Origin of the sequence: Kosakonia sp. YIM B13588 (assembly GCF_042788165.1) — a bacterium.
GTDB lineage: Bacteria > Pseudomonadota > Gammaproteobacteria > Enterobacterales > Enterobacteriaceae > Kosakonia > Kosakonia sacchari.
In genome coordinates, this window is the sequence record NZ_JBHZPO010000006.1 from 119119 (window position 1) to 144648 (window position 25530).

The window sequence follows — 25530 nt, forward strand, 5'->3', positions numbered from 1 at the left end:
ACGATTTAAAGATATTCGTCTAATGAACCGGTCAAGGCCGCCACAGGATACCTGATACCGGGTAGGATTGACAAAAAATTTTAACGATGTCATTCACAGTTGTTGTTTTGCACAAATTTTTTAATTTTTATATGTGAAGTTGAGGTAAACCATGTCCACTTCAGAGAATCGACCCGTCACTTTTTTTAGTTTATTTCGTCGGGGTCAGCACTATGCGAAGACCTGGCCTATGGAAAAACGCCTCGCTCCGATGTTCGTTGAAAACCGGGTAATCCGCGCAATGCGCTATGCCACGCGCTTTATGCCGCCGGTGGCGGTGTTTACTCTCTGTTGGCAAATTGCGCTCGGCGGCCAGCTTGGACCGGCGGTGGCTACCGCGCTGTTTGCGCTGAGCTTGCCGATGCAAGGGCTATGGTGGCTGGGGAAGCGCTCCGTGACGCCCCTACCGCCCTCGATTCTGCACTGGTTTTATGAAGTGCGCGGTAAGTTGCAAGAAGCGGGTCAGGCGCTGGCACCTGTAGAGGGTAAGCCTGATTATCAGGCGCTGGCCGACACGCTTAAGCGTGCTTTTAAACAGCTCGATAAAACATTTCTTGATGATTTGTGAGTTTGAGCAAGTTTCGCCATCTCTATAAAAGAAGGCATTTTTGCGATGTCTTCTTTTTTATTTTTCATCGTGTTCTACCCAAAACCCCCGGCAAATCAAAAAAGCCGTCTTTTTCAGCAGGTAAACTCAAGGCATCTTTTTTAATGCGCCGATGTGCCACAGGAGTCGAAAGATGGAAATGACCAATGCCCAACGTCTGATCTTATCCAACCAATACAAAATGATGACCATGATGGATCCGGCTAATGCGGAGCGCTATCGCCGTTTGCAAACCATTATTGAGCGTGGATATGGACTGCAAATGCGCGAGTTGGATCGTGAATTCGGCGAGTTGAAAGAAGAGACCTGTCGCACGGTTATCGACATTATGGAGATGTACCACGCACTGCATGTCTCCTGGGCCAACCTGAAAGACACCAGCGCCATTGATGAGCGCCGCGTGACTTTCCTCGGCTTTGACGCCGCAACGGAAGCGCGTTACCTCGGCTACGTGCGTTTTATGGTCAACATCGAAGGCCGTTATACCCATTTCGACGCCGGTACCCACGGCTTTAACGCGCAAACCCCGATGTGGGAAAAATATCAGCGCATGCTGAGTGTGTGGCACTCCTGCCCGCGTCAGTACCACCTGAGCAGTAACGAAATTAATCAGATTATCAACGCCTGAGGAGGTGAGTGTGCAGTGTAAAGGATTTCTGTTTGACCTGGATGGCACCCTGGTGAATTCGCTGCCCGCCGTGGAGCGGGCTTGGTGTAACTGGGCTGATCGATTTGGTATCGCGCATGATGAAGTACTGAATTTTATCCATGGCAAACAGGCGATTACCTCGCTGCGGCATTTCTTACCGGGCAAGTCTGAAGCAGAGATTGCGGCTGAATTTACCTGGCTTGAACAGATTGAAGCGGCAGACACCGATGGCATTACCGCGCTACCTGGCGCGATTGCGCTGCTTCAGCATTTAGATGAGTCAGCTATTCCGTGGGCCATCGTTACTTCCGGGTCTGTGCCTGTCGCTCACGCGCGACATCGTGCGACCGGCTTGCCGACGCCGAAAGTGTTTGTCACTGCCGAGCAGGTCACGCGCGGTAAACCCGAGCCTGATGCTTATCTCCTCGGCGCGCAGCTGCTGGGACTTTCACCGCCAGAGTGCGTGGTGGTGGAAGATGCGCCGGCGGGTGTCCTTTCCGGCCTTGCCGCAGGTTGCCATGTGATTGCGGTAAATGTTCCGGTAGATGCACCCCGGCTTGATGAAGTTGATTTCCGGCTCACCACGCTTGAAACGCTTGATGTCGCCAAACGGCCGGACGGCCTGGTGAATGTCACGCTAAGGGCCTGATCCCATGATTTAACCCCACTTTTGTGGGGTTTTTTTATGGCACTATTTCTCCACTATCAACTGACAAGGATACGTTGTGAACGGTGAACTTATCTGGGTACTGTGTCTGCTGGGCATCGCGGTGGTGCTTTTTGCAACGGGCAAAGTGCGTATGGATGCTGTTGCGCTGTTTGTCATTGTTGCCTTTGTTCTCAGTGGAACGCTGACGCTTTCCGAAGCGTTTTCTGGTTTTAGCGACCCGAACGTCGTGTTAATCGCCGCCCTGTTTATCATCGGCGATGGCCTGGTGCGCACCGGCGTAGCGACGAATATGGGGGCGTGGCTCGTCAACATGGCGGGCAGTAGCGAAATCAAAATGCTGGTGCTGTTGATGGTTACCGTTGCCGGGCTTGGCGCATTTATGAGTTCGACCGGCGTGGTGGCGATCTTCATCCCGGTGGTACTGAGTGTGTCAATGCGCATGCAGATTTCGCCGTCACGGCTGATGATGCCGCTCAGTTTCGCTGGCCTTATTAGCGGCATGATGACGCTGGTAGCGACACCGCCGAACCTTGTCGTTAACAGTGAGTTGCTACGTGAAGGTTTTGACGGGTTCAGCTTTTTTAGCGTGACGCCTTTGGGGCTGGTGATTTTGCTGCTTGGCATCATTTATATGCTGTTGATGCGTTTCACGTTGAAAGGGGAGAATGACGATACCGCGCGTGAAAGCTGGAAACGCCGCAGTTTTCGCGATCTTATTAAGGAGTATCGTCTGGCCGGGCGCGCGCGCCGTCTGGCGATTCGCCCCGGTTCGCCAATGATTGGGCAGCGCCTGGATGATTTACAGCTGCGCGAACGGTATGGCGCCAACATTATCGGTGTTGAGCGCTGGCGACATTTCCGGCGTGTCATTGTTAACGTTAATGGGGTGTCCGAATTTCGTGCCCGCGATGTGCTGCTGATTGATATGTCAGCCGCTGAAGTCGACTTGCGCCAGTTTTGCGCTGAACAACTGCTTGAGCCGATGATCCTGCGCGGTGAGTATTTCTCCGATCAGGCGCTGGATGTAGGGATGGCGGAAGTGTCGTTGATCCCCGATTCGGAATTGATTGGTAAAACAGTGCGGGAAATCGGTTTTCGCACCCGTTACGGTCTTAACGTTGTTGGTCTGAAACGCAACGGCGAGGCGCTGGAAGGTGCGGTGACGGATGAAACGTTACAACTGGGCGACGTTTTTTTGGTGGTCGGGAACTGGAAACTCATCAGCCAGCTTGGTTCGCACGGGCGCGACTTTGTGGTGCTCAACTTGCCTGTGGAAGAGAGCGCCGCATCCCCGGCGCACAGCCAGGCGGCACATGCTATTTTCTGTCTGGTATTGATGGTTGCTTTGATGCTGACCGATGAAATTCCCAATCCGGTTGCCGCGATCATTGCTTGTATGCTGATGGGCAAGTTTCGCTGTATTGATGCAGAAAGTGCGTATAAAGCGATCCACTGGCCGAGCATTATTTTGATTGTCGGCATGATGCCGTTCGCGCTGGCGTTGCAAAAAACCGGCGGTGTGGATCTAGTGGTGAAAGGGTTGATGGATTTGGGCGGCGGTTATGGTCCGCACCTGATGCTGATATGTCTGTTCGTGATGTGCGCCACGATTGGTTTATTTATCTCTAACACCGCTACTGCGGTATTGATGGCGCCGATTGCCCTGGCGGCGGCGAAATCGATGGGCGTTTCGCCTTACCCGTTCGCAATGGTCGTGGCGATGGCGGCCTCGGCTGCGTTTATGACGCCCGTTTCCTCACCGGTGAATACGCTGGTTTTAGGGCCGGGTAACTATCAGTTTAGTGATTTCGTAAAAATTGGCGTGCCGTTCACCTTGCTGGTGATGGTGGTCTGCGCACTATTAATCCCGGTGCTGTTTCCGTTCTGACCTGGCCGGGCTGTTGACCCGGCATGTTCAGTTACAGCGGCGAATCCTGGCTGATTTCATCCAGCGACAAATGAAAGCTCGGCACAAACACCTGCATAAAATAATCCATTTCCGGGCTGCGGCGCGCATCGAGTGTTTTTTCCAGCCGTGATTTAGCCAGCAAGAATTCGTTGTTCCCGGCGGAGAGCTCTTCCAGACATTTCAGATAAGCGCACAGGGCATCTGCCTGCTTCACGATCGATTTCTCTTCTGCGGTGTAGTGATGTTCATCGATCAGCGGCGCAAAAATATCGCGCAGTTCTTCCGGCACCATCTCGACCAGTTTTTGCTGGGCGATCTTCTCGATGGCTTTATATTCCTGGGCGATCTGCGAGTTGAAGTATTTTACCGGCGTTGGTAAATCACCGGTCAGCACTTCCGATGCATCATGGTACATCGCCAGCAACGCGATGCGTTCAGCATTGACCTGGCCTGCGAATTTACGGTTTTTAATCGCCGCCAGCGCGTGGGCGACCATCGCGACTTGCAGGCTATGTTCGGAGACATTCTCCGTGCGCACATTGCGCATCAGCGGCCAGCGATTGATGAGTTTAAGGCGGGAAAGGTGGGCGAAAAAATGGCTCTGACTCATGGTTAACCTTGTCTGTGACTGCGACCTGAGTCATTGTGCGCAGAGAGTGGGGGAAGATGCAAATCCTCCCCCGGAGTGCTTACTGGTGGTAACCCGAGAGGAAACGACCAAAACGGGTAATCGCCATTTCCAGATCGTCTTCGCGCGGCAGCGTCACAATTCGCACGTGATCGGGCCAAGGCCAGTTAAACGCAGAGCCTTGTACCAGCAGTACTTTTTCCTGTAACAGGAAATCGAGCACCATTTTCTGATCGTCATGAATATTGAAGCGCTTTGCGTCGATTTTCGGGAACATATACAGCGCGCCGCTTGGTTTCACGCAAGAAACACCCGGGATCTCATTGATCAGCTCCCACGCGCGGTTACGCTGCTCATACAGACGCCCGCCAGGAACAATAAATTCACTAATGCTCTGGTAGCCGCCGAGCGCGGTCTGAATCGCGTGTTGTGCCGGAACGTTGGCGCACAGACGCATCGATGCCAGCATCTCAAGCCCTTCAATGTAGCCTTTCGCGTGCTTTTTCGGCCCGCTCAACACCATCCAGCCCTGGCGGAAACCCGCGACCCGGTAGGTTTTCGACAATCCGTTAAAGGTGATAGTGAACAGATCCGGCGCGAGTGCGGCGATCGAGTGATGTTGCGCTTCGTCGTAAAGAATTTTGTCGTAGATTTCATCAGCGAAGATGATGAGGTTGTGCTGACGCGCGATCTCAACGATTTCCAGAAGCAGCTCTTTTGAGTAAACCGCGCCGGTTGGGTTGTTTGGGTTGATAATCACAATCCCGCGCGTACGCGGCGTAATTTTGGCGCGGATATCGTCGAGATCGGGGAACCAGCCTGCCGACTCATCACATAAATAGTGCACCGCTTTCCCCCCAGAGAGCGAGACTGCAGCCGTCCACAGCGGGTAATCCGGTGCGGGCACCAGCATTTCGTCACCGCTATTAAGCAACGCCTGCATCGACTGCACGATCAACTCGGAAACACCGTTGCCAATATAGATGTCTTCCACAGTGATTTCGCGCATGCCGCGTGCCTGGTAGTGCTGCATGATGGCTTTACGCGCGGAATAGAGCCCTTTGGAGTCGCAGTAACCTTGCGCGCTGGGCAGGTTGCGGATCACATCAACCAGAATTTCATCCGGTGCCTCGAAGCCGAAAGGGGCTGGGTTGCCGATGTTGAGTTTGAGGACCTTGTTGCCTTCTTCTTCAAGACGTTTTGCTTCTTTCAGAACCGGGCCACGGATGTCGTAACAGACGTTATCTAATTTGCTGGATTTTTCGATGGAGGACATGAACCTTTGACCTTTTAGCTAGAATAGCCACTGCCTGCCGTGGAAGTGAGCACGGAACAATGTACTCCCACGTCGGTCCGTTTTGAAGGGTTAGCAGGAGAAGATTTTGTCTTAACGTCTCTGATGGTTAACGCTTTTTTAACTATTTATCGTGCTTTTTGTTTTTTGTTTTTTCCGCGTTTGTTTTTAAATTTGGTTTTTCATGCTGATTCTGTTTTTTCTGATGATATTTTTAACCTTCTAAATGCGTTCGTTTAGTCTCGGTTTTAGGCGACTGTGCTACGGTAGAATTCGCTTCCTGCTCAAAACCAGCGCGATAGATTACCTCCTCAGTCGCCAGGCGAAGAGGTGAGTTGGCTGTAAACGCAATGTTAAGCATTATTAATAGTTAGTTCTTCACTTAATTAATAGCTATTTAATATTGAGAATAGGAACGATGACTATCACTAATATTAATAAGATGATGGTGTGGTACAAGCCATTTGTTTGCTTAAGATTATTCGCAATAATGCTTATAAATATAAAGGTTTTAGGTTAAACTCGTGGGGCAAGAAATGGAACCGACACCAAAAGCCTTGCTTTAGTTAAGGTTTATTTCTTAATTGTAGTTGATTGTTATTACTCGCTTTTAATTCTGACCAGTTATATAGGCTGGTTCTATATGGCGCAGTGCTATGTATAGCCTATGAACGTTGCACAAACATGTTTTTCTTAAAAGGAATAACGCGCTTTGGCATCTTTTATATATCTAAAAGGAATGGCAGAAGGCGAAATAAAGCCATTCAGTTCAGCTTGCGTTAGACAGCGAACTATAAACATCTGAACGACTGCCAGCTTTACCTGGTTATGATCCTGCTGGATGCACTTTTTAAATGGAATTACTTAATCTTACGAGCACAGCATAAACCCGGGTCACTCCGCGCGAACGACCCGTAAGTGAAAAATTATGATAAATGCAAATCGTCCGATATTGAATCTCGACCTCGATCTGCTGAGAACTTTCGTTGCGGTCGCCGATCTAAACACTTTTGCTGCGGCCGCTGCTGCAGTTTGTCGCACACAATCCGCCGTAAGTCAGCAAATGCAGCGGCTTGAACAATTAGTGGGAAAAGAATTATTTGCCCGTCATGGCCGCAATAAACTCTTAACTGAACATGGTATTCAGTTACTGGGATATGCGCGAAAGATCTTACGTTTCAATGACGAAGCATGCACGTCGTTAATGTTTAGCAATCTTCAGGGCGTCTTAACTATTGGCGCTTCTGATGAGTCCGCGGACACCATTTTACCGTTTTTGCTTAATCGTATTAGCTCGGTATACCCGAAGCTGGCTCTTGATGTGCGCGTGAAACGCAACCCCTTTTCTGACGAACGCGAACAAGAGCATGACGTTGATCTCGTGGTGACGACTCACCGTTCCGCGCAGTTTGATTGCCTGACGTTACGCACATCGCCAACGCACTGGTACTGCTCGGCTGAATATGTGTTACAGAAAAGTGAGGCGATACCGTTGGTCTTATTGGATGAGCCCAGCCCATTTCGCGATATGGTCATCAATTCGCTAAATGATGCGGATATTCCCTGGCGTATGGCTTATGTTGCTTCGTCGCTGTCGGCGGTAAAAGCGGCCGTAAAAGCCGGATTAGGTGTAACCGCGCGACCGGTGGAAATGATGAGCCCTGATTTGCGTGTGCTGGGCAGAGCCGAAGGGCTGCCGTTGTTGCCGGATACGGAATATCTGCTTTGTTATAACCCACAAAGCCGCAACGAGCTGGCACAGGTAATTTTCCAGGCCATGGAACATTATCAAAACCCCTGGCATTACAGCGGCGGTACTCCCGAAGGAGGAGGCGATCCGTTGGTTATAGAAGGGGATTTTAGCTAACATTCCCTGCCAATTCTGGTAACAAAATGTAAGTGCAAAAATGAACCGCTGGCGGCAAAAAAGCGGTTATCGGTTCATTTTACGCACAGATTCTGAATCACAGAAACATTCTTCCTGAAAATTATTCTTTCTTTCAATAATTTAATATCACTCACAGCAAGATCTGCATTTTTCAACTATAGTCTTTCATGCCTGCTGGTCATGTTAAAAATCAAGGCGGATTGTTGCTGTTTCACTGAATGAATTAACAAAAGCGTGTCTCAGATCAAGAAAATACTCCCGTTGAGGGGGAGGAATCCGGACAAAATCCTGTCAAAATAAGCGGGTAATGAGTGTAAAACCTCGCTACGGACACGATTCAACACCTGGATATTTCTTGTGAATGTTTGAAGCCGTTCAAGAAAACGGCACTAAATGTTAATGAATTGCTGCCGATGTAAACTAATGTGAGGAAACCTTTGTTAAAGTTGACAAAAGGTTATAGAAAGGAGTAAAAACCCACATCGTTTAGCTGTTTTCGCCTTTTACACAGTTAATGTGTGGTTTTTTATTCCTCCCCGTGAATCGATGTGGCGTCATCTGCCAGCAAGAGCAGAGGTAATAACGCTACCTTTTGAGTTAAGCAATGCGTATGTCAACATCCACTGAAATCATCGCTCATCACTGGGCATTCGCTATCTTTCTTATTGTCGCCATTGGCCTGTGTTGCCTGATGCTGATCGGCGGTCGGTTTTTGGGCGGTCGCGCACGCGCGAGGCACAAAAACGTTCCTTTCGAATCGGGTATCGACTCCGTCGGTTCCGCTCGCTTACGTCTATCCGCCAAGTTCTACCTGGTGGCCATGTTCTTCGTCATCTTCGATGTGGAAGCGCTCTATTTATACGCATGGTCAACCTCCATTCGCGAGAGTGGTTGGGTCGGGTTTGTCGAAGCCGCAATTTTTATATTAGTGCTGCTGGCTGGTCTGGTTTATCTGGTGCGTATTGGCGCGCTGGATTGGACGCCCGTGCGTTCGCGCCGTGAGCAAATCAACCCAGAGACTAACAGCTACACTGACAGTCAACGCTAACCGCGAGGCAATAAGATGGATTATACGCTCACCCGCATAGATCCTAACGGTGAGAACGACCGTTACCCCCTGCAGAAACAGGAGATCGTAACCGACCCCCTGGAACAAGAAATTAACCGTAGCGTTTATATGGGCAAACTCGAGAATGCCCTGCACGATATGGTGAACTGGGGACGAAAAAACTCAATTTGGCCATATAACTTTGGCCTGTCGTGCTGTTACGTAGAGATGGTGACATCCTTTACGGCGGTGCACGACGTTGCGCGTTTTGGTGCGGAAGTGCTGCGTGCTTCTCCTCGTCAGGCAGACCTGATGGTGGTGGCGGGCACTTGCTTTACCAAAATGGCGCCGGTCATTCAGCGCCTTTACGACCAGATGCTGGAACCTAAATGGGTTATCTCCATGGGGGCCTGCGCGAACTCTGGCGGTATGTACGATATTTACTCAGTCGTACAAGGCGTCGACAAATTTATCCCGGTGGATGTTTACATCCCTGGCTGCCCGCCGCGTCCTGAAGCCTATATGCAGGCGCTGATGCTGCTGCAGGAGTCGATTGGCAAGGAGCGTCGTCCGCTCTCGTGGGTGGTTGGCGATCAGGGCGTTTATCGCGCCAATATGCAGTCGGAACGCGACCGTAAGCGTGGCGAGCGTATCGCCGTAACCAATCTGCGTACGCCTGACGAGATTTAATTTGCGCCTGTGGGTAATGGAAGAAACTTCGCATTTCAATAATCCAATAACGCGAAGCCATACCCAACAGTCACCACGGACCCTTTGCAATGGTGAACAATATGACCGATTTAACTGCGCAAGAAGCCGCATGGCAGACCCGGGATCATCTGGATGATCCGGTCATTGGCGAATTGCGCAACCGTTTTGGGCCGGATGCCTTTACCGTTCAGGCGACCCGCACCGGGGTACCCGTCGTTTGGGTTAAGCGTGAGCAATTGCTGGAAGTGGTCGATTTCTTAAAGAAATTACCGAAACCGTACGTCATGCTGTTCGATTTGCACGGCATGGACGAACGTCTACGCACACACCGCGCCGGTTTGCCCGCCGCGGATTTTTCCGTTTTCTACCACTTCATTTCCATCGATCGCAACCGCGACATCATGCTGAAAGTGGCGCTGGCTGAAAACGATCTGAATGTGCCGACGCTGACCAAACTTTTCCCGAACGCCAACTGGTATGAGCGTGAAACCTGGGAGATGTTTGGCGTTACCTTTAATGGTCACCCGCACCTGACGCGCATCATGATGCCGCAAACCTGGACGGGTCACCCACTGCGTAAAGATTACCCGGCGCGCGCGACCGAATTCGATCCGTTTGAGCTGACCAAAGCCAAGCAGGATCTGGAAATGGAAGCGTTGACCTTCAAGCCGGAAGACTGGGGCATGAAACGCGGTACCGAAAACGAGGACTTTATGTTCCTCAACCTCGGCCCGAACCACCCCTCTGCGCACGGTGCGTTCCGTATCATCCTGCAACTGGACGGCGAAGAGATCGTCGACTGTGTACCGGATATCGGTTACCACCATCGTGGCGCGGAGAAAATGGGTGAGCGTCAGTCCTGGCACAGCTACATTCCTTACACCGACCGTATTGAGTATCTCGGCGGTTGCGTAAACGAAATGCCTTACGTGCTGGCGGTGGAAAAACTGGCCGGCATCACCGTGCCGGATCGCGTCAACGTGATCCGTGTGATGCTGTCTGAACTGTTCCGCATCAACAGCCACCTGCTCTATATCTCAACCTTTATTCAGGACGTAGGCGCAATGACGCCGGTGTTCTTCGCCTTTACCGATCGTCAGAAAATTTACGATCTGGTGGAAGCGATCACCGGTTTCCGTATGCACCCGGCCTGGTTCCGCATTGGCGGCGTGGCGCACGATCTGCCGCGTGGTTGGGATCGCCTGCTGCGCGAGTTCCTCGACTGGATGCCAAAACGCCTGGCCTCTTACGAGAAAGCGGCGCTGCGTAATACCATTCTGAAAGGCCGCTCGCAGGGCGTTGCCGCTTACAACGCGAAAGAAGCGCTGGAGTGGGGCACGACCGGTGCAGGCCTGCGTGCGACCGGCATCAATTTCGACGTGCGTAAAGCGCGCCCGTACTCCGGTTACGAGAACTTCGACTTTGAAATCCCGGTTGGCGGTGGCGTGAGCGACTGCTACACCCGCGTGATGCTGAAAGTTGAAGAGTTGCGCCAGAGTCTGCGCATTCTTGAGCAGTGCCTCAACAATATGCCGGAAGGCCCGTTCAAAGCGGATCACCCGCTGACAACGCCGCCGCCGAAAGAGCGCACGCTGCAACATATCGAAACCCTGATTACTCACTTCCTGCAGGTGTCGTGGGGCCCGGTAATGCCGGCCAACGAATCCTTCCAGATGATTGAAGCAACCAAGGGTATTAACAGTTACTACCTGACCAGCGACGGCAGCACCATGAGCTACCGCACCCGCGTTCGTACCCCGAGTTTTGCGCACCTGCAGCAAATCCCGTCGGCCATCCGCGGCAGTCTGGTATCAGACTTGATTGTCTATCTGGGTAGTATCGATTTTGTTATGTCAGATGTGGATCGCTAATTATGCACGAGAATCAACAACCACAAACCGAGGCTTTTGAGCTGAGTGCGGCAGAGCGTGAGGCAATTGAGCACGAGAAGCACCACTACGAAGACCCGCGTGCGGCGTCCATTGAAGCGCTGAAGATCGTTCAGAAACAGCGTGGTTGGGTGCCGGACGGCGCAATTTACGCCATCGCTGATGTGCTGGGTATTCCGGCGAGCGATGTCGAAGGCGTGGCAACATTCTACAGCCAGATCTTCCGCCAGCCTGTTGGCCGCCATGTTATTCGCTATTGCGACAGCGTGGTTTGCCATATCACCGGCTATCAGGGCATTCAATCAGCGATTGAAAGCCATCTGAAGATCAAACCGGGCCAGACAACGTTCGACGGTCGCTTTACGCTGCTGCCGACCTGCTGTCTGGGTAACTGCGATAAAGGCCCGAACATGATGATTGATGAGGACACTCACAGCCATCTGACGCCGGACGCGATCCCTGACTTGCTGGAGCGGTATAAATGAAAACAGTTATCCGTACTCCTGAAACGCATCCGCTGACCTGGCGTCTGCGCGATGACAAACAGCCGGTCTGGCTCGAAGAGTACCAGAGCAAAAACGGTTACGCCGGTGCGCGCAAAGCGCTGACCGGCATGGCGCCGGATGAGATTGTCAACGCGGTCAAAGATTCTGGTCTGAAAGGTCGCGGCGGCGCGGGCTTCTCCACGGGGCTGAAGTGGAGCCTGATGCCGAAAGACGAATCCATGAACATCCGTTACCTGCTGTGTAACGCCGATGAAATGGAACCGGGCACCTACAAAGACCGCCTGCTGATGGAGCAACTGCCGCATCTGCTGGTGGAAGGGATGCTGATTTCGGCATTCGCGCTGAAAGCCTACCGTGGCTACATCTTCCTGCGCGGTGAATACATTGAAGCGGCGGTGCATCTGCGCCGCGCGATTGCTGAAGCAACCGAAGCCGGTTTGCTCGGCAAGAACATTCTTGGCAGCGGTTTTGACTTCGAACTGTTCGTGCATACCGGTGCGGGACGTTATATCTGCGGTGAAGAAACGGCGCTGATTAACTCGCTGGAAGGCCGCCGCGCCAACCCGCGTTCCAAACCGCCATTCCCGGCAAGTTCTGGCGCATGGGGCAAACCGACGTGTGTGAACAACGTCGAAACCCTGTGTAACGTCCCGGCTATTCTGGCTAACGGCGTTGAGTGGTATCAGAACATTTCGACCAGCAAAGATGCGGGCACCAAACTGATGGGCTTCTCCGGCCGCGTGAAGAATCCGGGTCTGTGGGAGCTGCCGTTTGGTACCACCGCGCGTGAAATCCTTGAGGATTACGCGGGCGGTATGCGTGATGGCCTGAAATTTAAAGCCTGGCAGCCGGGCGGGGCAGGTACTGACTTCCTGACCGAAGCACACCTCGACTTGCCGATGGAGTTTGAAAGCATCGGTAAAGCAGGTAGCCGTCTCGGTACAGCGCTGGCGATGGCCGTTGACCATGAAATTGGCATGGTACCGCTGGTGCGTAACCTGGAAGAGTTCTTCGCCCGCGAGTCCTGCGGCTGGTGTACGCCATGTCGCGATGGTCTGCCGTGGAGCGTGAAAATCCTGCGTGCGCTGGAGCGCGGTGAAGGCCAGCCTGGAGATATCGAGACACTTGAGCAACTGTGTCGACAACTCGGGCCGGGTAAAACCTTCTGCGCGCATGCGCCAGGTGCGGTTGAACCGTTACAGAGCGCGATTAAATATTTCCGCGAAGAGTTCGAAGCGGGCATTAAACAGCAATTCAGCAATACCCATGCAATTGGCGGTATCCAGCCAAACTTGCTGAAAGCGCGCTGGTAATGGTTCTCTCTTCATCGAGCCGATGAGGGGACGCGAACAGAATTTTGATTAACTCTTAGTCGCTGACTGAGACAACTGGAAGCATGCTAATGGCTACTATTCATGTAGACGGCAAAGAATACGAGGTAAACGGAGCAGACAACCTTCTTGAGGCGTGTCTCTCTTTAGGCCTTGATATTCCCTATTTTTGCTGGCATCCGGCGCTGGGGAGCGTGGGTGCGTGCCGCCAGTGTGCGGTGAAGCAATATCAAAACGCGGAAGACACGCGTGGCCGCCTGGTGATGTCCTGTATGACACCGGCATCCGACGGTACTTTTATCTCTATTGATGACGACGAAGCGAAGCAGTTCCGTGAAAGTGTGGTCGAGTGGTTGATGACCAACCATCCGCACGACTGTCCGGTCTGTGAAGAAGGGGGCAACTGCCACCTGCAGGATATGACCGTAATGACCGGTCACAGCTTCCGCCGCTATCGTTTCACCAAACGTACGCACCGTAATCAGGATCTCGGCCCATTCATCTCTCACGAAATGAACCGCTGTATCGCCTGTTACCGCTGCGTGCGTTACTACAAAGACTACGCGGACGGCACGGATCTTGGCGTGTATGGCGCCCATGACAACGTCTACTTTGGTCGCCCTGAAGACGGCGTGCTCGAAAGTGAATTCTCCGGCAACCTGGTAGAAATCTGCCCGACCGGTGTTTTCACCGATAAAACCCACTCCGAGCGTTATAACCGTAAGTGGGATATGCAGTTCGCGCCGAGCATCTGCCAGCAGTGCTCGCTGGGTTGTAACACCAGCCCTGGTGAACGTTATGGTGAACTGCGCCGCATTGAAAACCGTTACAACGGTACCGTTAACCACTATTTCCTTTGCGACCGTGGTCGTTTCGGCTATGGCTACGTCAACCTGAAAGACAGACCGCGTCAGCCGGTTCAACGCCGTGGCGACGATCTGATCACCCTTAACGCCGAGCAGGCGATGCAGGGTGCCGCGGATATTCTGCGTCAGTCGAAGAAAGTGATCGGTATCGGTTCTCCGCGCGCAAGCGTAGAGAGCAACTTCGCGCTGCGTGCATTAGTCGGCGCGGAAAACTTCTATACCGGCATCGCCAAAGGTGAGCAGGAACGTCTTGAGCTGGCGCTGAAAGTGCTGCGCGAAGGCGGCATCCGTACACCGGCGCTGCGTGAAATTGAATCTTACGACGCGGTGTTGATCCTCGGTGAAGATATCACCCAGACCGGCGCGCGCGTCTCGCTGGCGGTTCGCCAGGCGGTGAAAGGCAAAGCCCGTGAAATGGCGGCGGCGCAGAAAGTGGCCGACTGGCAGATCGCGGCGATCATGAACATTGGTCAGCGCGCTAAACATCCGCTGTTCGTTACTAACGTCGACAGCACGCGTCTGGACGATATCGCAGCGTGGACCTACTGCGCACCGGTAGAAGACCAGGCTCGCTTAGGTTTCGCCATCGCGCATGCGCTGGACGAGGCGTCCCCTGCGGTTGATGGTCTGAGCAACGACCTGAAAAGCAAAGTAGATGTGATTGTTCAGGCGCTGGCCGGGGCCAAAAAACCGCTGATTATCTCCGGAACTAACGCCGGGAGCACGGCGGTGATTCAGGCGGCGGCAAACGTTGCGAAAGCACTGAAAGGCCGTGGTTCCGATGTCGGCATCACCATGATTGCCCGTTCGGTGAACAGTATGGGGCTGGGGCTTATCGGCGGCGGTAGCCTCGATGACGCGCTGGCTGAGCTGGAAAGCGGCAGTGCTGACGCCGTTGTCGTGCTGGAAAACGATCTGCACCGTCACGCTTCTGCGGCCCGCGTTGACGCGGCGCTGGCGAAAGCGCCGCTGGTGCTGGTGGTTGATCATCAGCGCACCGCCATTATGGACAGCGCTCATCTGGTGCTTTCCGCCGCCAGCTTTGCTGAAAGCGACGGTACGGTCATCAACAACGAAGGCCGCGCGCAGCGCTTCTTCCAGGTTTATGACCCGACCTATTACGACAGCAAAACGCTGATGCTGGAAAGCTGGCGCTGGCTGCACTCGTTGCACAGTACCGTACAAAACCGCGAAGTGGACTGGACTCAGCTTGATCACGTGATCGACGCGGCCGTTGAAGCACTGCCGCAACTGGCCGGTATTAAAGACGCCGCGCCGGATGCGAGCTTCCGTATTCGTGGCCAGAAACTGGCGCGTGAACCGCACCGCTACAGTGGTCGCACAGCAATGCGCGCCAATATCAGCGTGCATGAACCGCGTCAGCCGCAGGACAAAGACACTATGTTCGCTTTCTCAATGGAAGGGAACAACCAGCCGTCTGCGCCGCGTTCGCAAATCCCGTTTGCATGGGCGCCGGGCTGGAACTCCCCGCAGGCCTGGAACAAATTCCAGGACGAAGTGGGTGGTCATCTGCGTCACGGCGATCCGGGCGTACGCTTGATCGAAGCATCTGAAAGCAGTCTTGATTATTTCACTACCGTACCGGGCGCGTTCGAAGTGCAGGATGGCAAGTGGCGTATCGCGCCTTACTATCACCTGTTTGGTAGCGACGAACTGTCGCAGCGTTCGCCGGTGTTCCAGAGCCGCATGCCGCAGCCGTACATCAAGCTGAATCCGGCAGACGCAGCGAAGCTTGGTGTGAACGCGGGTGCGCATATCTCCTTCACTTACGAAGGGCAGACTATCAGCCTGCCGTTGCAGGTTTCTGAAGGTCTGGCGGCAGGGCAGGTTGGTCTGCCGATGGGGATGCCGGGCATCGCGCCGGTACTGGCCGGAGCACGTCTTGAAAATCTGCAGGAGGCGCAAGCATGAGCTGGTTAACACCGGATGTTATCGACATTCTGTTAAGCATTCTGAAAGCGGTCGTCATTCTGCTGGTGGTGGTCACCTGCGGTGCGTTCATGAGCTTTGGTGAACGTCGTCTGCTCGGTCTGTTCCAGAACCGTTACGGGCCGAACCGCGTAGGCTGGGGTGGTTCACTCCAGCTGGTTGCGGACATGATCAAGATGTTCTTTAAAGAGGACTGGATCCCGCGCTTTTCGGACCGCGTGATTTTTACTCTTGCGCCAATGATTGCCTTTACTTCGTTGCTGTTAGCGTTCGCCATTGTGCCGGTCAGCCCTACCTGGGTGGTGGCCGACCTCAATATCGGGATCCTGTTCTTCCTGATGATGGCGGGTCTGGCGGTTTACGCGGTGCTGTTCGCTGGCTGGTCGAGTAACAACAAATACTCGTTGCTCGGTGCGATGCGTGCTTCCGCGCAGACCCTGAGCTATGAAGTGTTTCTCGGGCTTTCCCTGATGGGTGTGGTTGCGCAGGCCGGTTCATTCAACATGACCGACATTGTTAACAACCAGGCCGGTTTGTGGAACGTTATCCCGCAATTCTTTGGCTTTGTGACTTTCGCTATCGCGGGCGTTGCGGTGTGTCACCGTCACCCGTTTGACCAGCCTGAAGCGGAGCAGGAGCTGGCGGATGGTTACCACATCGAATATTCCGGTATGAAGTTCGGCCTGTTCTTCGTCGGGGAATACATCGGTATCGTCACCATTTCCGCACTGATGGTCACGTTGTTCTTCGGTGGCTGGCAAGGGCCGTTGTTACCGCCATTCATCTGGTTCGCGCTGAAAACCGCGTTCTTTATGATGATGTTCATTTTGATCCGTGCCGCGCTGCCGCGTCCGCGTTATGACCAGGTGATGTCCTTCGGCTGGAAAGTCTGCCTGCCATTGACGCTGATTAACTTGCTGGGAACGGCGGCTGTCATTCTCTGGCAAGCGCAATAAGGGGTGAAAAGACCATGACTTTAAAAGAATTACTCGTGGGCTTCGGCACCCAGGTTCGTAGTATCTGGATGATTGGCCTGCATGCGTTCGCCAAACGTGAAACGCGTATGTACCCGGAAGAGCCGGTCTACCTGCCGCCGCGCTACCGTGGCCGTATCGTGCTGACGCGCGACCCGGACGGTTCCGAGCGTTGCGTTGCCTGTAACCTGTGTGCGGTAGCCTGCCCTGTCGGCTGTATCTCGCTGCAAAAAGCGGAGATGCAGGACGGCCGCTGGTATCCGGAATTTTTCCGTATCAACTTCTCACGCTGCATTTTCTGCGGCCTGTGCGAAGAAGCGTGCCCGACAACGGCAATTCAGCTCACCCCGGATTTCGAGATGGGCGAATACAAACGTCAGGATCTGGTGTACGAAAAAGAGGATCTGCTGATCTCCGGTCCGGGCAAATACCCGGAATATAACTTCTACCGGATGGCAGGTATGGCAATCGACGGCAAAGATAAAGGCGAAGCGGAAAATGAAGCCAAGCCTATCGACGTCAAGGGCCTGTTACCGTAAGGAGAGGGGCAATGGAGTTCGCTTTTTATATCTGTGGCCTGGTCGCCATCCTGACGACGGTACGCGTGATTACGCATACCAACCCGGTACACGCGTTGCTGTATCTGATTGTGTCTCTGCTGGCCATTGCCGGGGTCTTCTTTTCGCTCGGCGCGTACTTCGCCGGGGCGCTGGAGATCATCGTCTATGCCGGGGCCATCATGGTGCTGTTTGTGTTCGTTGTGATGATGCTAAACCTCGGCAATACCGTGGTCGAGCAGGAGCGCAACTGGCTGTCGCCGCAAATCTGGATTGGCCCGGCGCTGCTCTCCGCAGTGCTGCTGGCGGTGATGATTTACGCCATCCTCGGCGTTAACGATCAGGGCATCGAGGGTACGGCGATTGGCGCGAAAGCGGTGGGCATTACGCTGTTTGGCCCTTATGTACTGGCGGTAGAACTGGCGTCTATGCTGCTGCTGGCGGGGCTGGTTGTCGCTTTCCATCTGGGTCGCGAAGACCGTCCAGGTGAAGTGCTGAGCAATCGCACGGAAGACCGCGCGAAAAGAAAAACGGAGGAGCACGCATGATCCCGTTGCAACATGGATTGATCCTCGCTGCGATTTTGTTTGTTTTGGGGCTGACCGGTCTGGTTATCCGCCGCAACCTGCTGTTTATGCTGATTGGGCTGGAAATCATGATTAACGCCGCTGCGCTGGCCTTTGTGGTCGCGGGCAGCTACTGGGGTCAGACCGATGGACAGGTGATGTATATTCTCGCCATTAGCCTCGCGGCTGCCGAAGCGAGCATTGGCCTGGCGTTGCTACTGCAACTCCATCGTCGCCGCCAGAATCTGAATATCGATTCAGTAAGTGAGATGCGTGGATGAACATGCTCGCCTTAACCATTATTTTTCCTTTTATTGGCTTTGTGCTGTTGGCGTTTTCCCGCGGCCGCTGGTCGGAAAATGTTTCTGCAACCGTAGGTGTCGGGTCGATTGGTCTGGCTGCGCTGGTTAGCGCGTATGCGGGCGTTGATTTCTTCAATCATGGCCAGCAACCTTTCGCAAAACCGCTGTGGACGTGGATGGCGGTCGGTGATTTCAACATCGGCTTCAATCTGGTGCTGGATGGCCTCTCCCTGACCATGCTTTCGGTGGTCACCGGCGTCGGCTTCCTGATCCACATGTTCGCTTCCTGGTATATGCGCGGTGAAGAGGGTTACTCCCGCTTCTTCGCCTATACCAACCTGTTTATCGCCAGCATGGTCGTTCTGGTGCTGGGTGATAATCTGCTGCTGATGTACCTCGGCTGGGAAGGCGTGGGTCTGTGTTCCTATCTGCTGATTGGTTTCTACTATACCGATCCGAAGAATGGCGCCGCGGCGATGAAAGCGTTTGTCGTCACCCGCGTGGGTGACGTGTTCCTCGCTTTCGCACTGTTCATTCTTTACAACGAACTGGGCACGCTGAACTTCCGCGAAATGGTTGAACTGGCTCCGCAGCACTTCGCTAACGGCAATAACATGCTGATGTGGGCGACGCTGATGCTGCTGGGCGGTGCGGTTGGTAAATCCGCACAGCTACCGTTGCAGACCTGGCTTGCCGATGCGATGGCTGGCCCGACCCCGGTTTCGGCGCTGATTCACGCGGCGACAATGGTCACCGCCGGTGTCTACCTGATTGCACGTACGCACGGCTTGTTCCTGTTGACGCCGGAAGTACTGCATCTGGTCGGGATTGTCGGGGCGGTAACACTGCTGATGGCCGGTTTCGCCGCGCTGGTGCAAACCGATATCAAACGTGTGCTCGCTTACTCCACCATGAGCCAGATTGGTTACATGTTCCTGGCGCTGGGTGTACAGGCCTGGGATGCGGCGATTTTCCACCTGATGACGCACGCGTTTTTTAAAGCGCTGCTGTTCCTCTCCTCCGGTTCAGTGATCCTCGCGTGTCATCATGAGCAGAACATCTTCAAAATGGGTGGCCTGCGTAAGTCGATTCCGCTGGTGTACGCTTGCTTCCTGGTCGGTGGCGCAGCGCTGTCAGCGTTGCCGATGATCACCGCGGGCTTCTTCAGTAAGGACGAAATCCTTGCCGGTGCAGTTGCGAATGGTCATATCAATCTGATGATTGCTGGCCTGGTCGGTGCCTTTATGACATCGCTCTACACCTTCCGTCTGATTTTCATTGTCTTCCACGGAAAAGAGCAAATCCACGCGCATGCAGGGAAGGGAATTACCCATCATCTGCCGCTGATCGTGCTGCTGGTGCTGTCTACTTTTGTTGGCGCAATGATCGTGCCGCCGCTGAAAGGCGTGTTGCCGGAAACTACCGAGCTTGCGCACAGCAGTGTCGTGATGCTGGAAGTGGCATCCGGTGCGGTAGCGATTATCGGTATCCTGCTGGCAGCATGGCTGTGGCTGGGTAATCGCACACTGGTGCATTCGATAGCCAACAGCGCTACGGGACGTTTCTTCGGGACCTGGTGGTTCAATGCCTGGGGCTTCGACTGGCTTTACGATCGCGTCTTTGTGAAGCCATACCTCGGTGTTGCATGGTTGCTGAAGAGCGATCCGCTGAATGCGCTGATGAACATACCGGCGATCCTTTCCCGCTTCGCAGGCAAAGGTCTGCTGTTTAGCGAGAACGGTTATCTGCGCTGGTATGTGGCATCCATGAGCATTGGCGCGGTTGTCGTGCTGGCGCTGTTGATGGTATTGCGCTGAGTTTGTTGGCCGGTTGAGTGCGCTTATCCGGCTGGCAAACGGAAAGAGAATTTTTAGAAATTCGTTGAAAATCTGGTCCGAATGGACAGGCGTTATCGGCGAAGTCAGAGTGGACACCGCCTGCGCAGAGCAACCGGAGCGTACAGATGTATGTGAGGATTGCGAGCACAGCCGGGGTTCGCTATGACGAGCAAGATAGCCTGAGACGGACTTAAACAAGGAACAAAAATCGCCATGTTACTACCCTGGCTAATTCTGATTCCCTTTATCGGCGGCTTCCTCTGCTGGCAGACCGAACGCTTCGGCGTGAAGGTGCCGCGCTGGATCGCGCTGATCACCATGGGACTGACGCTGGCGCTTTCTCTGCAACTCTGGTTGCAGGGCGGCTATTCTCTGACGCAAGTCACCGGCCTTCCGCAGTGGCAGGAAACGTTCAAGCATGACTGGATCCCGCGCTTTGGCATTAGCATTCATCTGGCGATGGATGGTTTGTCGCTGCTGATGGTGGTGCTGACCGGCTTCCTTGGCGTACTGGCGGTGCTCTGCTCCTGGCGTGAAATCGAGAAATATCAGGGCTTCTTCCACCTGAACCTGATGTGGATCCTCGGCGGCGTTATCGGCGTGTTCCTTGCCATCGACATGTTCCTGTTCTTCTTCTTCTGGGAAATGATGCTGGTGCCGATGTACTTCCTGATCGCGCTGTGGGGCCACAAAGCCTCCGACGGGAAGACGCGTATTACCGCGGCGACCAAGTTCTTCATTTATACCCAGGCGAGCGGTCTGGTCATGCTGATTGCCATCCTGGCGCTGGTGCTGGTGCACTACAACGCGACCGGCGTATGGACTTTCGCTTACGAAGATCTGTTGAAAACACCGATGTCCGGCAATGTCGAATATCTGCTGATGCTCGGCTTCTTCATCGCCTTTGCGGTAAAAATGCCGGTGGTGCCGCTGCACGGCTGGCTGCCAGACGCGCACTCGCAGGCACCGACCGCCGGTTCTGTTGACCTCGCGGGGATCTTGCTGAAAACCGCCGCCTACGGTCTGCTGCGCTTCTCGCTGCCGCTGTTCCCGAACGCGTCGGCAGAGTTTGCGCCTATCGCCATGTGGCTTGGCGTGATCGGCATCTTCTACGGCGCGTGGATGGCCTTCACCCAGACCGATATCAAACGTCTTATCGCCTACACCTCCGTGTCTCACATGGGCTTTGTGCTGATTGCTATCTACACCGGCAGCCAGCTTGCTTACCAGGGCGCGGTGATTCAGATGATTGCCCACGGTCTTTCCGCTGCGGGTCTGTTTATTCTGTGCGGCCAGCTCTACGAACGTCTGCATACGCGCGATATGCGTATGATGGGCGGCTTGTGGAGCAAGATTAAGTGGCTGCCAGCGCTGTCGATGTTCTTTGCCGTCGCAACGCTTGGGATGCCGGGTACCGGTAACTTCGTGGGTGAATTCATGATCCTCTTCGGCAGCTATCAGGTTGTGCCGACGATCACGGTGATTTCCACCTTCGGCCTGGTGTTCGCGTCGGTGTACTCGCTGGCGATGCTGCATCGTGCTTACTTCGGCAAGGCGAAAAGCGAACTCGCCAGCCAGGAACTGCGGGGTCTGTCGCTGCGCGAGCTGTTTATGATTCTGATCCTGGTTGTGCTTCTGGTACTGCTTGGCTTCTATCCGCAGCCGATTCTGGATACATCGCACGCCGCGATGGGCAATATCCAGCAGTGGTTTGTTAATTCTGTTACTACTACAAGGCCGTAAATCGCCATGACGATAACTCCACAACACCTGATTGCGCTGCTGCCGCTGCTAATCGTCGGATTGACGGTGGTGGTTGTGATGCTCTCCATTGCGTGGCGACGCAACCATTTTCTCAATGCCACGCTGTCGGTCATTGGCCTGAACGTCGCGCTGCTCTCTTTGTGGTTCGTCGGCCAGGCGGGGGCGATGGATGTCACCCCGCTGATGCGCGTCGATGGCTACGCCATGCTTTACACCGGGCTGGTGCTGCTGGCGAGCCTCGCCACTTGCACCTTTGCCTATCCGTGGCTGGAAGGGTACAGCGATAACAAAGAAGAGTTTTATCTGCTGGTACTGATTGCCGCGCTCGGCGGCATTCTGCTGGCGAACGCGAATCACATGGCGGCGCTGTTCCTCGGTATTGAGCTGATCTCTCTGCCGCTGTTCGGGCTGGTGGGCTACGCCTTCCGCCAGAAACGCTCGCTGGAAGCCAGTATCAAATACACCATTTTGTCTGCTGCCGCCTCGTCGTTCCTGCTGTTCGGTATTGCGCTGGTTTACGCGCAAACCGGCAACCTGTCGTTTGTCGCGATCGGTAAAAGCCTGGGTGAAGGCATGCTACATGAACCGCTGCTGCTGGCGGGTCTGGGCATGATGATTGTCGGGCTTGGTTTTAAACTCTCGCTGGTGCCGTTCCACCTGTGGACACCAGACGTTTACCAGGGCGCGCCTGCTCCGGTGTCCACGTTCCTGGCCACCGCCAGTAAAATCGCTATTTTTGGCGTGGTGATGCGTCTGTTTCTCTACGCACCAGTGGGTGAAAGCGAAGCGGTTCGCGTGGTTCTGGGTATCATCGCTTTCGTCTCCATCATCTTCGGTAACCTGATGGCGCTGAGCCAGACCAACATTAAACGTCTGCTGGGCTTCTCCTCTATTTCGCACCTGGGTTATCTGCTGGTGGCGCTGATTGCGCTGCAAGGCGGCCAGATGTCGATGGAAACCGTCGGTGTTTACCTGGCCGGTTATCTGTTCAGCAGCCTTGGCGCGTTCGGTGTGGTCAGCCTGATGTCCAGCCCGTATCGCGGCCCGGACGCAGAATCGCTTTACTCCTACCGTGGCTTGTTCTGGCATCGTCCAATCCTGTCTGCGGTAATGACGGTGATGATGCTGTCGCTGGCGGGTATTCCGATGACGCTGGGCTTTATCGGTAAGTTCTACATTCTGGCGGTCGGTGTTGAAGCGCATCTGTGGTGGCTGACTGCCGCGGTGGTGCTTGGCTCGGCGATTGGTTTGTATTACTACCTGCGCGTGGCGGTGAGTCTCTACCTGAACGCACCGCAACAGTTGAACCGCGATGCGCCGTCTAACTGGGCTTACAGCGCAGGCGGGATCGTGGTACTTATCTCCGCGCTGCTGGTGCTGCTGTTAGGTATCTATCCGCAGCCGCTGATCAGCATCGTTCAACTGGCGATGCCGATGATGTAAGGCCTGGAAAGAGGTAAAGAAAAACCGCCGGTATCGGCGGTTTTTTTATGGGCTAACCAAATAAACGTGGAAAGATTATTTCGCCAGCAGCGGGGTAGACGTTACCTGATGGTGGCTGATCAGCGGGCCGCGAATGTTATTCGCTGCGCGATCCAGCACTTCCTGAATCACGGAAGAGAGTTCGTTAATCTCGAACTTCGCCACGTAACCGTCTGCCTGCACTTTCCGCACGTGATCTTCGTTAGCGCTACCGGAGAGCGATGAGTGGATCACCACCGGGATGTTTTTCAAACGCGGATCGGTTTTGATAAGGCGCGTTAAGGTAAAGCCATCCATCTCCGGCATCTCGAGGTCGGTCAGAACCATTGAGATCTTATCGCTTACTGGAACACCTTCCGCATCGGCCTGCTGCGCCATCAACTGGATTTTTTCCCACGCGTCTTTACCGGTGATATGCATTGCATTCGGGATCTGCATCGCGTTGAGGCCTTTTTCCAGCATCGCGCGCGCCACTTTGGAATCTTCCGCCACAATGGCAACAGAACCCGGCTTCAGGTTGAATTTCTTGTCCGGCACATGATCGCCGTGAACGTCATGATCCGCAGGCACGATGTCATAGAGGATCTGCTCAACGTCCAGCACCATCGCCAGGTTGTTGGTATCCTTATCGTCATCCAGGCAGGCAATACTGGTGATGTAGCGACCATTGATCGCTTTTTCGGCCGTGTGCACCTGTTTCCAGTCCAGGCGAATAATATTTTCCACGGACTCAACGGCAAATGCCTGCACGCTACGGGCATATTCCGTAATGAGTAAGATGTTCAGACCGCTTGCAGGTTTACAACCCGCCACTGCGGCGAGGTCAATCACCGGGATCACCTGATCGCGGATGTTAACCATCCCCATCAGCGGCGCTTTCATCCCTGCGGGACGGGTAAAGGTGGGCATCGGTACGATTTCGCGTAGCTTAAACACGTTGATGCCAAATAACTCGGATTTGGTGGCATCTAACGATGTGCCAAGGCGAAACAGCAACAGCTCAAACCGGTTCGACAGAGTAAGATTCGCCCTGTCATCGATGTCTTTCTGGAAATTGTCCATCATGCCCTCAAATAGGAAATGCCTGCGTATATCTATTATCGGCATGGTGGAGAAAAAATAGAGTGCCTAAATTAAAATCAAATGTGAACTACCGCAAAATCTTCAGCCAATGTCGTTTGCGAAAAGTACGTTTTACACTCGGCGAGCATCGCCTGGCTGCCCTGTTCGTCATAACGTGAACTGAGATGGGTAATCACCAACTTTTTTGCGCCGGCATCAGCGGCGAGCTGCGCCGCCTGGCGGGTTGAACTGTGTCCCCGGCTGTTCGCTTTTTCCTCCATTGCCTGCTCAAGCGTGGCTTCATGCACCAGTAAATCAACGCCTTGCGCCAGTTCCATCGCAGCCGGGCAGGGCGCGGTGTCGCCAAAAATCGCCAGTTTTTTTCCGCTTTCTGCCGGGGCAAGATAATTCGCGCCATTGACGATGCGCCCGTCAGGCAGCGTGACAGTTTTCCCCTCTTTTAATTGCTGGAACAGCGGCCCGGCCGGGATGCCCTGCGCTTTTAACGCCGCCGCGTTCAGCGCGCCGGGTTTATCATGCTCTTCAATACGATAGCCGTAGCACTCGATCGGATGCGACAGCGGATAAGCAGTCACTTTGCGCAAGCCATCATCCACCACCAGCCCCGGCGTCACTTCCTCAATGGTCAGCGGGTAGTCGGTCCATGAACCGCTAAGCCGCAGCGTGGTTTCTACAAACTCGCGGATCCCTTTTGGGCCGTAAATCTGCAGTGGCTGAACATTACCGGCCATCGAGCGGCTGCATAGCAACCCAGGCAGTCCGAAAAGATGATCGCCGTGCAGGTGAGTAATAAAAATTTTATCGAGCTTGCCGGGGTGAAAGGCGGTGCGCAGCATCTGGTGCTGGGTTCCTTCGCCGCAATCAAACAGCCAAAGCCCGGCGCGGGTTGGGTGTTGTAAATTGAGCAGCATCGCCGTGACATTACGCGCCCGTGTAGGTACGCCCGCAGAGGTGCCTAAGAAAATCAGTTCCACAATCT

At 54.0% G+C, this 25530-nt stretch carries 22 protein-coding genes; 18 read left to right on the plus strand and 4 right to left on the minus strand.

Annotated elements, in window-relative coordinates; genetic code table 11:
• Nucleotides 1-151 precede the first annotated feature (151 nt).
• The 4 genes from yfbV to ACFX4U_RS12605 all read left to right on the plus strand — a co-directional run bounded on the left by yfbV (nt 152) and on the right by ACFX4U_RS12605 (nt 3853).
• The gene (gene yfbV / locus ACFX4U_RS12590) at nt 152-607 is read left to right on the plus strand and encodes a terminus macrodomain insulation protein YfbV (protein ID WP_044489434.1); all 456 of its coding nucleotides are present in this window, start codon (nt 152-154) and stop codon (nt 605-607) included.
• Nucleotides 608-779: 172 nt separating this feature from the next.
• Nucleotides 780-1274, plus strand: coding sequence for a YfbU family protein (locus tag ACFX4U_RS12595; RefSeq protein ID WP_017458605.1), 495 nt, complete (start codon nt 780-782; stop codon nt 1272-1274).
• 10 nt (nt 1275-1284) lie between these two features.
• Nucleotides 1285-1944 (plus strand): sugar phosphatase, encoded by a 660-nt coding sequence (locus ACFX4U_RS12600; RefSeq protein WP_313510622.1) that lies wholly within the window; start codon nt 1285-1287, stop codon nt 1942-1944.
• 76 nt (nt 1945-2020) lie between these two features.
• Nucleotides 2021-3853: an SLC13 family permease gene (locus tag ACFX4U_RS12605; RefSeq protein ID WP_313510621.1), complete on the plus strand. Its 1833-nt coding sequence runs from the start codon at nt 2021-2023 to the stop codon at nt 3851-3853.
• A gap of 31 nt (nt 3854-3884) precedes the next feature.
• Here the strand turns inward: ACFX4U_RS12605 and yfbR are convergent, their stop codons facing one another.
• Nucleotides 3885-4484: a 5'-deoxynucleotidase gene (gene yfbR / locus ACFX4U_RS12610; protein ID WP_017458602.1), complete on the minus strand. Its 600-nt coding sequence runs from the start codon at nt 4482-4484 to the stop codon at nt 3885-3887.
• A gap of 79 nt (nt 4485-4563) precedes the next feature.
• On the minus strand, nt 4564-5778 hold the full coding sequence (locus ACFX4U_RS12615; RefSeq protein WP_020454530.1) for a pyridoxal phosphate-dependent aminotransferase: 1215 nt from the start codon (nt 5776-5778) through the stop codon (nt 4564-4566).
• Nucleotides 5779-6724: 946 nt separating this feature from the next.
• Here ACFX4U_RS12615 and lrhA point away from each other — a divergent pair.
• The 14 genes from lrhA (at nt 6725) to nuoN (ending at nt 23429) form a co-directional block, all read left to right on the plus strand.
• On the plus strand, nt 6725-7663 hold the full coding sequence (gene lrhA, locus ACFX4U_RS12620) for a transcriptional regulator LrhA (protein WP_045512998.1): 939 nt from the start codon (nt 6725-6727) through the stop codon (nt 7661-7663).
• A gap of 625 nt (nt 7664-8288) precedes the next feature.
• Nucleotides 8289-8732 (plus strand): NADH-quinone oxidoreductase subunit NuoA, encoded by a 444-nt coding sequence (gene nuoA / locus ACFX4U_RS12625; RefSeq protein WP_017458599.1) that lies wholly within the window; start codon nt 8289-8291, stop codon nt 8730-8732.
• Between the two features lie 15 nt (nt 8733-8747).
• Nucleotides 8748-9422 (plus strand): NADH-quinone oxidoreductase subunit NuoB, encoded by a 675-nt coding sequence (gene nuoB / locus ACFX4U_RS12630; RefSeq protein ID WP_007371088.1) that lies wholly within the window; start codon nt 8748-8750, stop codon nt 9420-9422.
• Between the two features lie 89 nt (nt 9423-9511).
• Complete coding sequence (nuoC, locus tag ACFX4U_RS12635) at nt 9512-11314, plus strand: NADH-quinone oxidoreductase subunit C/D (protein WP_200550341.1); 1803 nt, start codon at nt 9512-9514, stop codon at nt 11312-11314.
• A 2-nt stretch (nt 11315-11316) separates the two neighbouring features.
• Nucleotides 11317-11817, plus strand: a complete 501-nt coding sequence (nuoE, locus tag ACFX4U_RS12640; protein WP_017458597.1) for an NADH-quinone oxidoreductase subunit NuoE — start codon at nt 11317-11319, stop codon at nt 11815-11817.
• Entirely contained in the window at nt 11814-13151 is a 1338-nt protein-coding gene (gene nuoF, locus ACFX4U_RS12645) for an NADH-quinone oxidoreductase subunit NuoF (RefSeq protein ID WP_017458596.1), read from the plus strand. The genes nuoE and nuoF overlap by 4 nt, the downstream gene beginning before the upstream one ends.
• A gap of 89 nt (nt 13152-13240) precedes the next feature.
• On the plus strand, nt 13241-15967 hold the full coding sequence (gene nuoG / locus ACFX4U_RS12650; RefSeq protein ID WP_313506611.1) for an NADH-quinone oxidoreductase subunit NuoG: 2727 nt from the start codon (nt 13241-13243) through the stop codon (nt 15965-15967).
• Nucleotides 15964-16941 carry an NADH-quinone oxidoreductase subunit NuoH gene (gene nuoH, locus ACFX4U_RS12655; protein ID WP_017458594.1) on the plus strand — a complete coding sequence of 326 codons (978 nt, stop codon included), beginning with the start codon at nt 15964-15966 and terminating at the stop codon, nt 16939-16941. Before nuoG ends, nuoH begins: the two co-directional genes overlap by 4 nt.
• Nucleotides 16942-16955: 14 nt before the next feature.
• Nucleotides 16956-17498 (plus strand): NADH-quinone oxidoreductase subunit NuoI, encoded by a 543-nt coding sequence (nuoI, locus tag ACFX4U_RS12660; RefSeq protein ID WP_017458593.1) that lies wholly within the window; start codon nt 16956-16958, stop codon nt 17496-17498.
• An 11-nt stretch (nt 17499-17509) separates the two neighbouring features.
• A complete protein-coding gene (gene nuoJ, locus ACFX4U_RS12665) occupies nt 17510-18064 on the plus strand; it encodes an NADH-quinone oxidoreductase subunit J (protein ID WP_200550344.1) in 555 nt (184 codons plus the stop codon).
• Nucleotides 18061-18363 carry an NADH-quinone oxidoreductase subunit NuoK gene (nuoK, locus tag ACFX4U_RS12670; protein ID WP_002463445.1) on the plus strand — a complete coding sequence of 101 codons (303 nt, stop codon included), beginning with the start codon at nt 18061-18063 and terminating at the stop codon, nt 18361-18363. The genes nuoJ and nuoK overlap by 4 nt, the downstream gene beginning before the upstream one ends.
• Nucleotides 18360-20201: an NADH-quinone oxidoreductase subunit L gene (gene nuoL, locus ACFX4U_RS12675; protein ID WP_313506613.1), complete on the plus strand. Its 1842-nt coding sequence runs from the start codon at nt 18360-18362 to the stop codon at nt 20199-20201. The genes nuoK and nuoL overlap by 4 nt, the downstream gene beginning before the upstream one ends.
• Before the next feature lie 234 nt (nt 20202-20435).
• Nucleotides 20436-21965, plus strand: coding sequence for an NADH-quinone oxidoreductase subunit M (nuoM, locus tag ACFX4U_RS12680; RefSeq protein ID WP_020454522.1), 1530 nt, complete (start codon nt 20436-20438; stop codon nt 21963-21965).
• Between the two features lie 6 nt (nt 21966-21971).
• Nucleotides 21972-23429, plus strand: coding sequence for an NADH-quinone oxidoreductase subunit NuoN (gene nuoN / locus ACFX4U_RS12685; RefSeq protein WP_020454521.1), 1458 nt, complete (start codon nt 21972-21974; stop codon nt 23427-23429).
• A gap of 75 nt (nt 23430-23504) precedes the next feature.
• On the opposite strand, the gene ACFX4U_RS12690 is transcribed toward nuoN, so the two are convergent.
• Nucleotides 23505-24530 carry a chemotaxis protein gene (locus ACFX4U_RS12690; RefSeq protein ID WP_025263901.1) on the minus strand — a complete coding sequence of 342 codons (1026 nt, stop codon included), beginning with the start codon at nt 24528-24530 and terminating at the stop codon, nt 23505-23507.
• A gap of 77 nt (nt 24531-24607) precedes the next feature.
• Entirely contained in the window at nt 24608-25525 is a 918-nt protein-coding gene (rbn, locus tag ACFX4U_RS12695) for a ribonuclease BN (RefSeq protein WP_313506614.1), read from the minus strand.
• Nucleotides 25526-25530 lie beyond the last annotated feature (5 nt).

What these genes read in the sequence shown, in the direction of transcription:
- nuoG (WP_313506611.1), top strand. Translation starts at nt 13,241, where the DNA reads ATGGCTACTATTCATGTAGACGGCAAAGAATACGAGGTAAACGGAGCA.
- nuoN (WP_020454521.1), top strand. Translation starts at nt 21,972, where the DNA reads ATGACGATAACTCCACAACACCTGATTGCGCTGCTGCCGCTGCTAATC.
- ACFX4U_RS12615 (WP_020454530.1), bottom strand. Translation starts at nt 5,778, where the DNA reads ATGTCCTCCATCGAAAAATCCAGCAAATTAGATAACGTCTGTTACGAC.
- nuoC (WP_200550341.1), top strand. Translation starts at nt 9,512, where the DNA reads ATGGTGAACAATATGACCGATTTAACTGCGCAAGAAGCCGCATGGCAG.
- nuoE (WP_017458597.1), top strand. Translation starts at nt 11,317, where the DNA reads ATGCACGAGAATCAACAACCACAAACCGAGGCTTTTGAGCTGAGTGCG.
- yfbV (WP_044489434.1), top strand. Translation starts at nt 152, where the DNA reads ATGTCCACTTCAGAGAATCGACCCGTCACTTTTTTTAGTTTATTTCGT.
- nuoJ (WP_200550344.1), top strand. Translation starts at nt 17,510, where the DNA reads ATGGAGTTCGCTTTTTATATCTGTGGCCTGGTCGCCATCCTGACGACG.
- yfbR (WP_017458602.1), bottom strand. Translation starts at nt 4,484, where the DNA reads ATGAGTCAGAGCCATTTTTTCGCCCACCTTTCCCGCCTTAAACTCATC.
- nuoA (WP_017458599.1), top strand. Translation starts at nt 8,289, where the DNA reads ATGCGTATGTCAACATCCACTGAAATCATCGCTCATCACTGGGCATTC.
- nuoF (WP_017458596.1), top strand. Translation starts at nt 11,814, where the DNA reads ATGAAAACAGTTATCCGTACTCCTGAAACGCATCCGCTGACCTGGCGT.
- nuoH (WP_017458594.1), top strand. Translation starts at nt 15,964, where the DNA reads ATGAGCTGGTTAACACCGGATGTTATCGACATTCTGTTAAGCATTCTG.
- nuoM (WP_020454522.1), top strand. Translation starts at nt 20,436, where the DNA reads ATGTTACTACCCTGGCTAATTCTGATTCCCTTTATCGGCGGCTTCCTC.
- ACFX4U_RS12595 (WP_017458605.1), top strand. Translation starts at nt 780, where the DNA reads ATGGAAATGACCAATGCCCAACGTCTGATCTTATCCAACCAATACAAA.
- nuoL (WP_313506613.1), top strand. Translation starts at nt 18,360, where the DNA reads ATGAACATGCTCGCCTTAACCATTATTTTTCCTTTTATTGGCTTTGTG.
- nuoK (WP_002463445.1), top strand. Translation starts at nt 18,061, where the DNA reads ATGATCCCGTTGCAACATGGATTGATCCTCGCTGCGATTTTGTTTGTT.
- lrhA (WP_045512998.1), top strand. Translation starts at nt 6,725, where the DNA reads ATGATAAATGCAAATCGTCCGATATTGAATCTCGACCTCGATCTGCTG.
- nuoB (WP_007371088.1), top strand. Translation starts at nt 8,748, where the DNA reads ATGGATTATACGCTCACCCGCATAGATCCTAACGGTGAGAACGACCGT.
- nuoI (WP_017458593.1), top strand. Translation starts at nt 16,956, where the DNA reads ATGACTTTAAAAGAATTACTCGTGGGCTTCGGCACCCAGGTTCGTAGT.
- ACFX4U_RS12690 (WP_025263901.1), bottom strand. Translation starts at nt 24,530, where the DNA reads ATGGACAATTTCCAGAAAGACATCGATGACAGGGCGAATCTTACTCTG.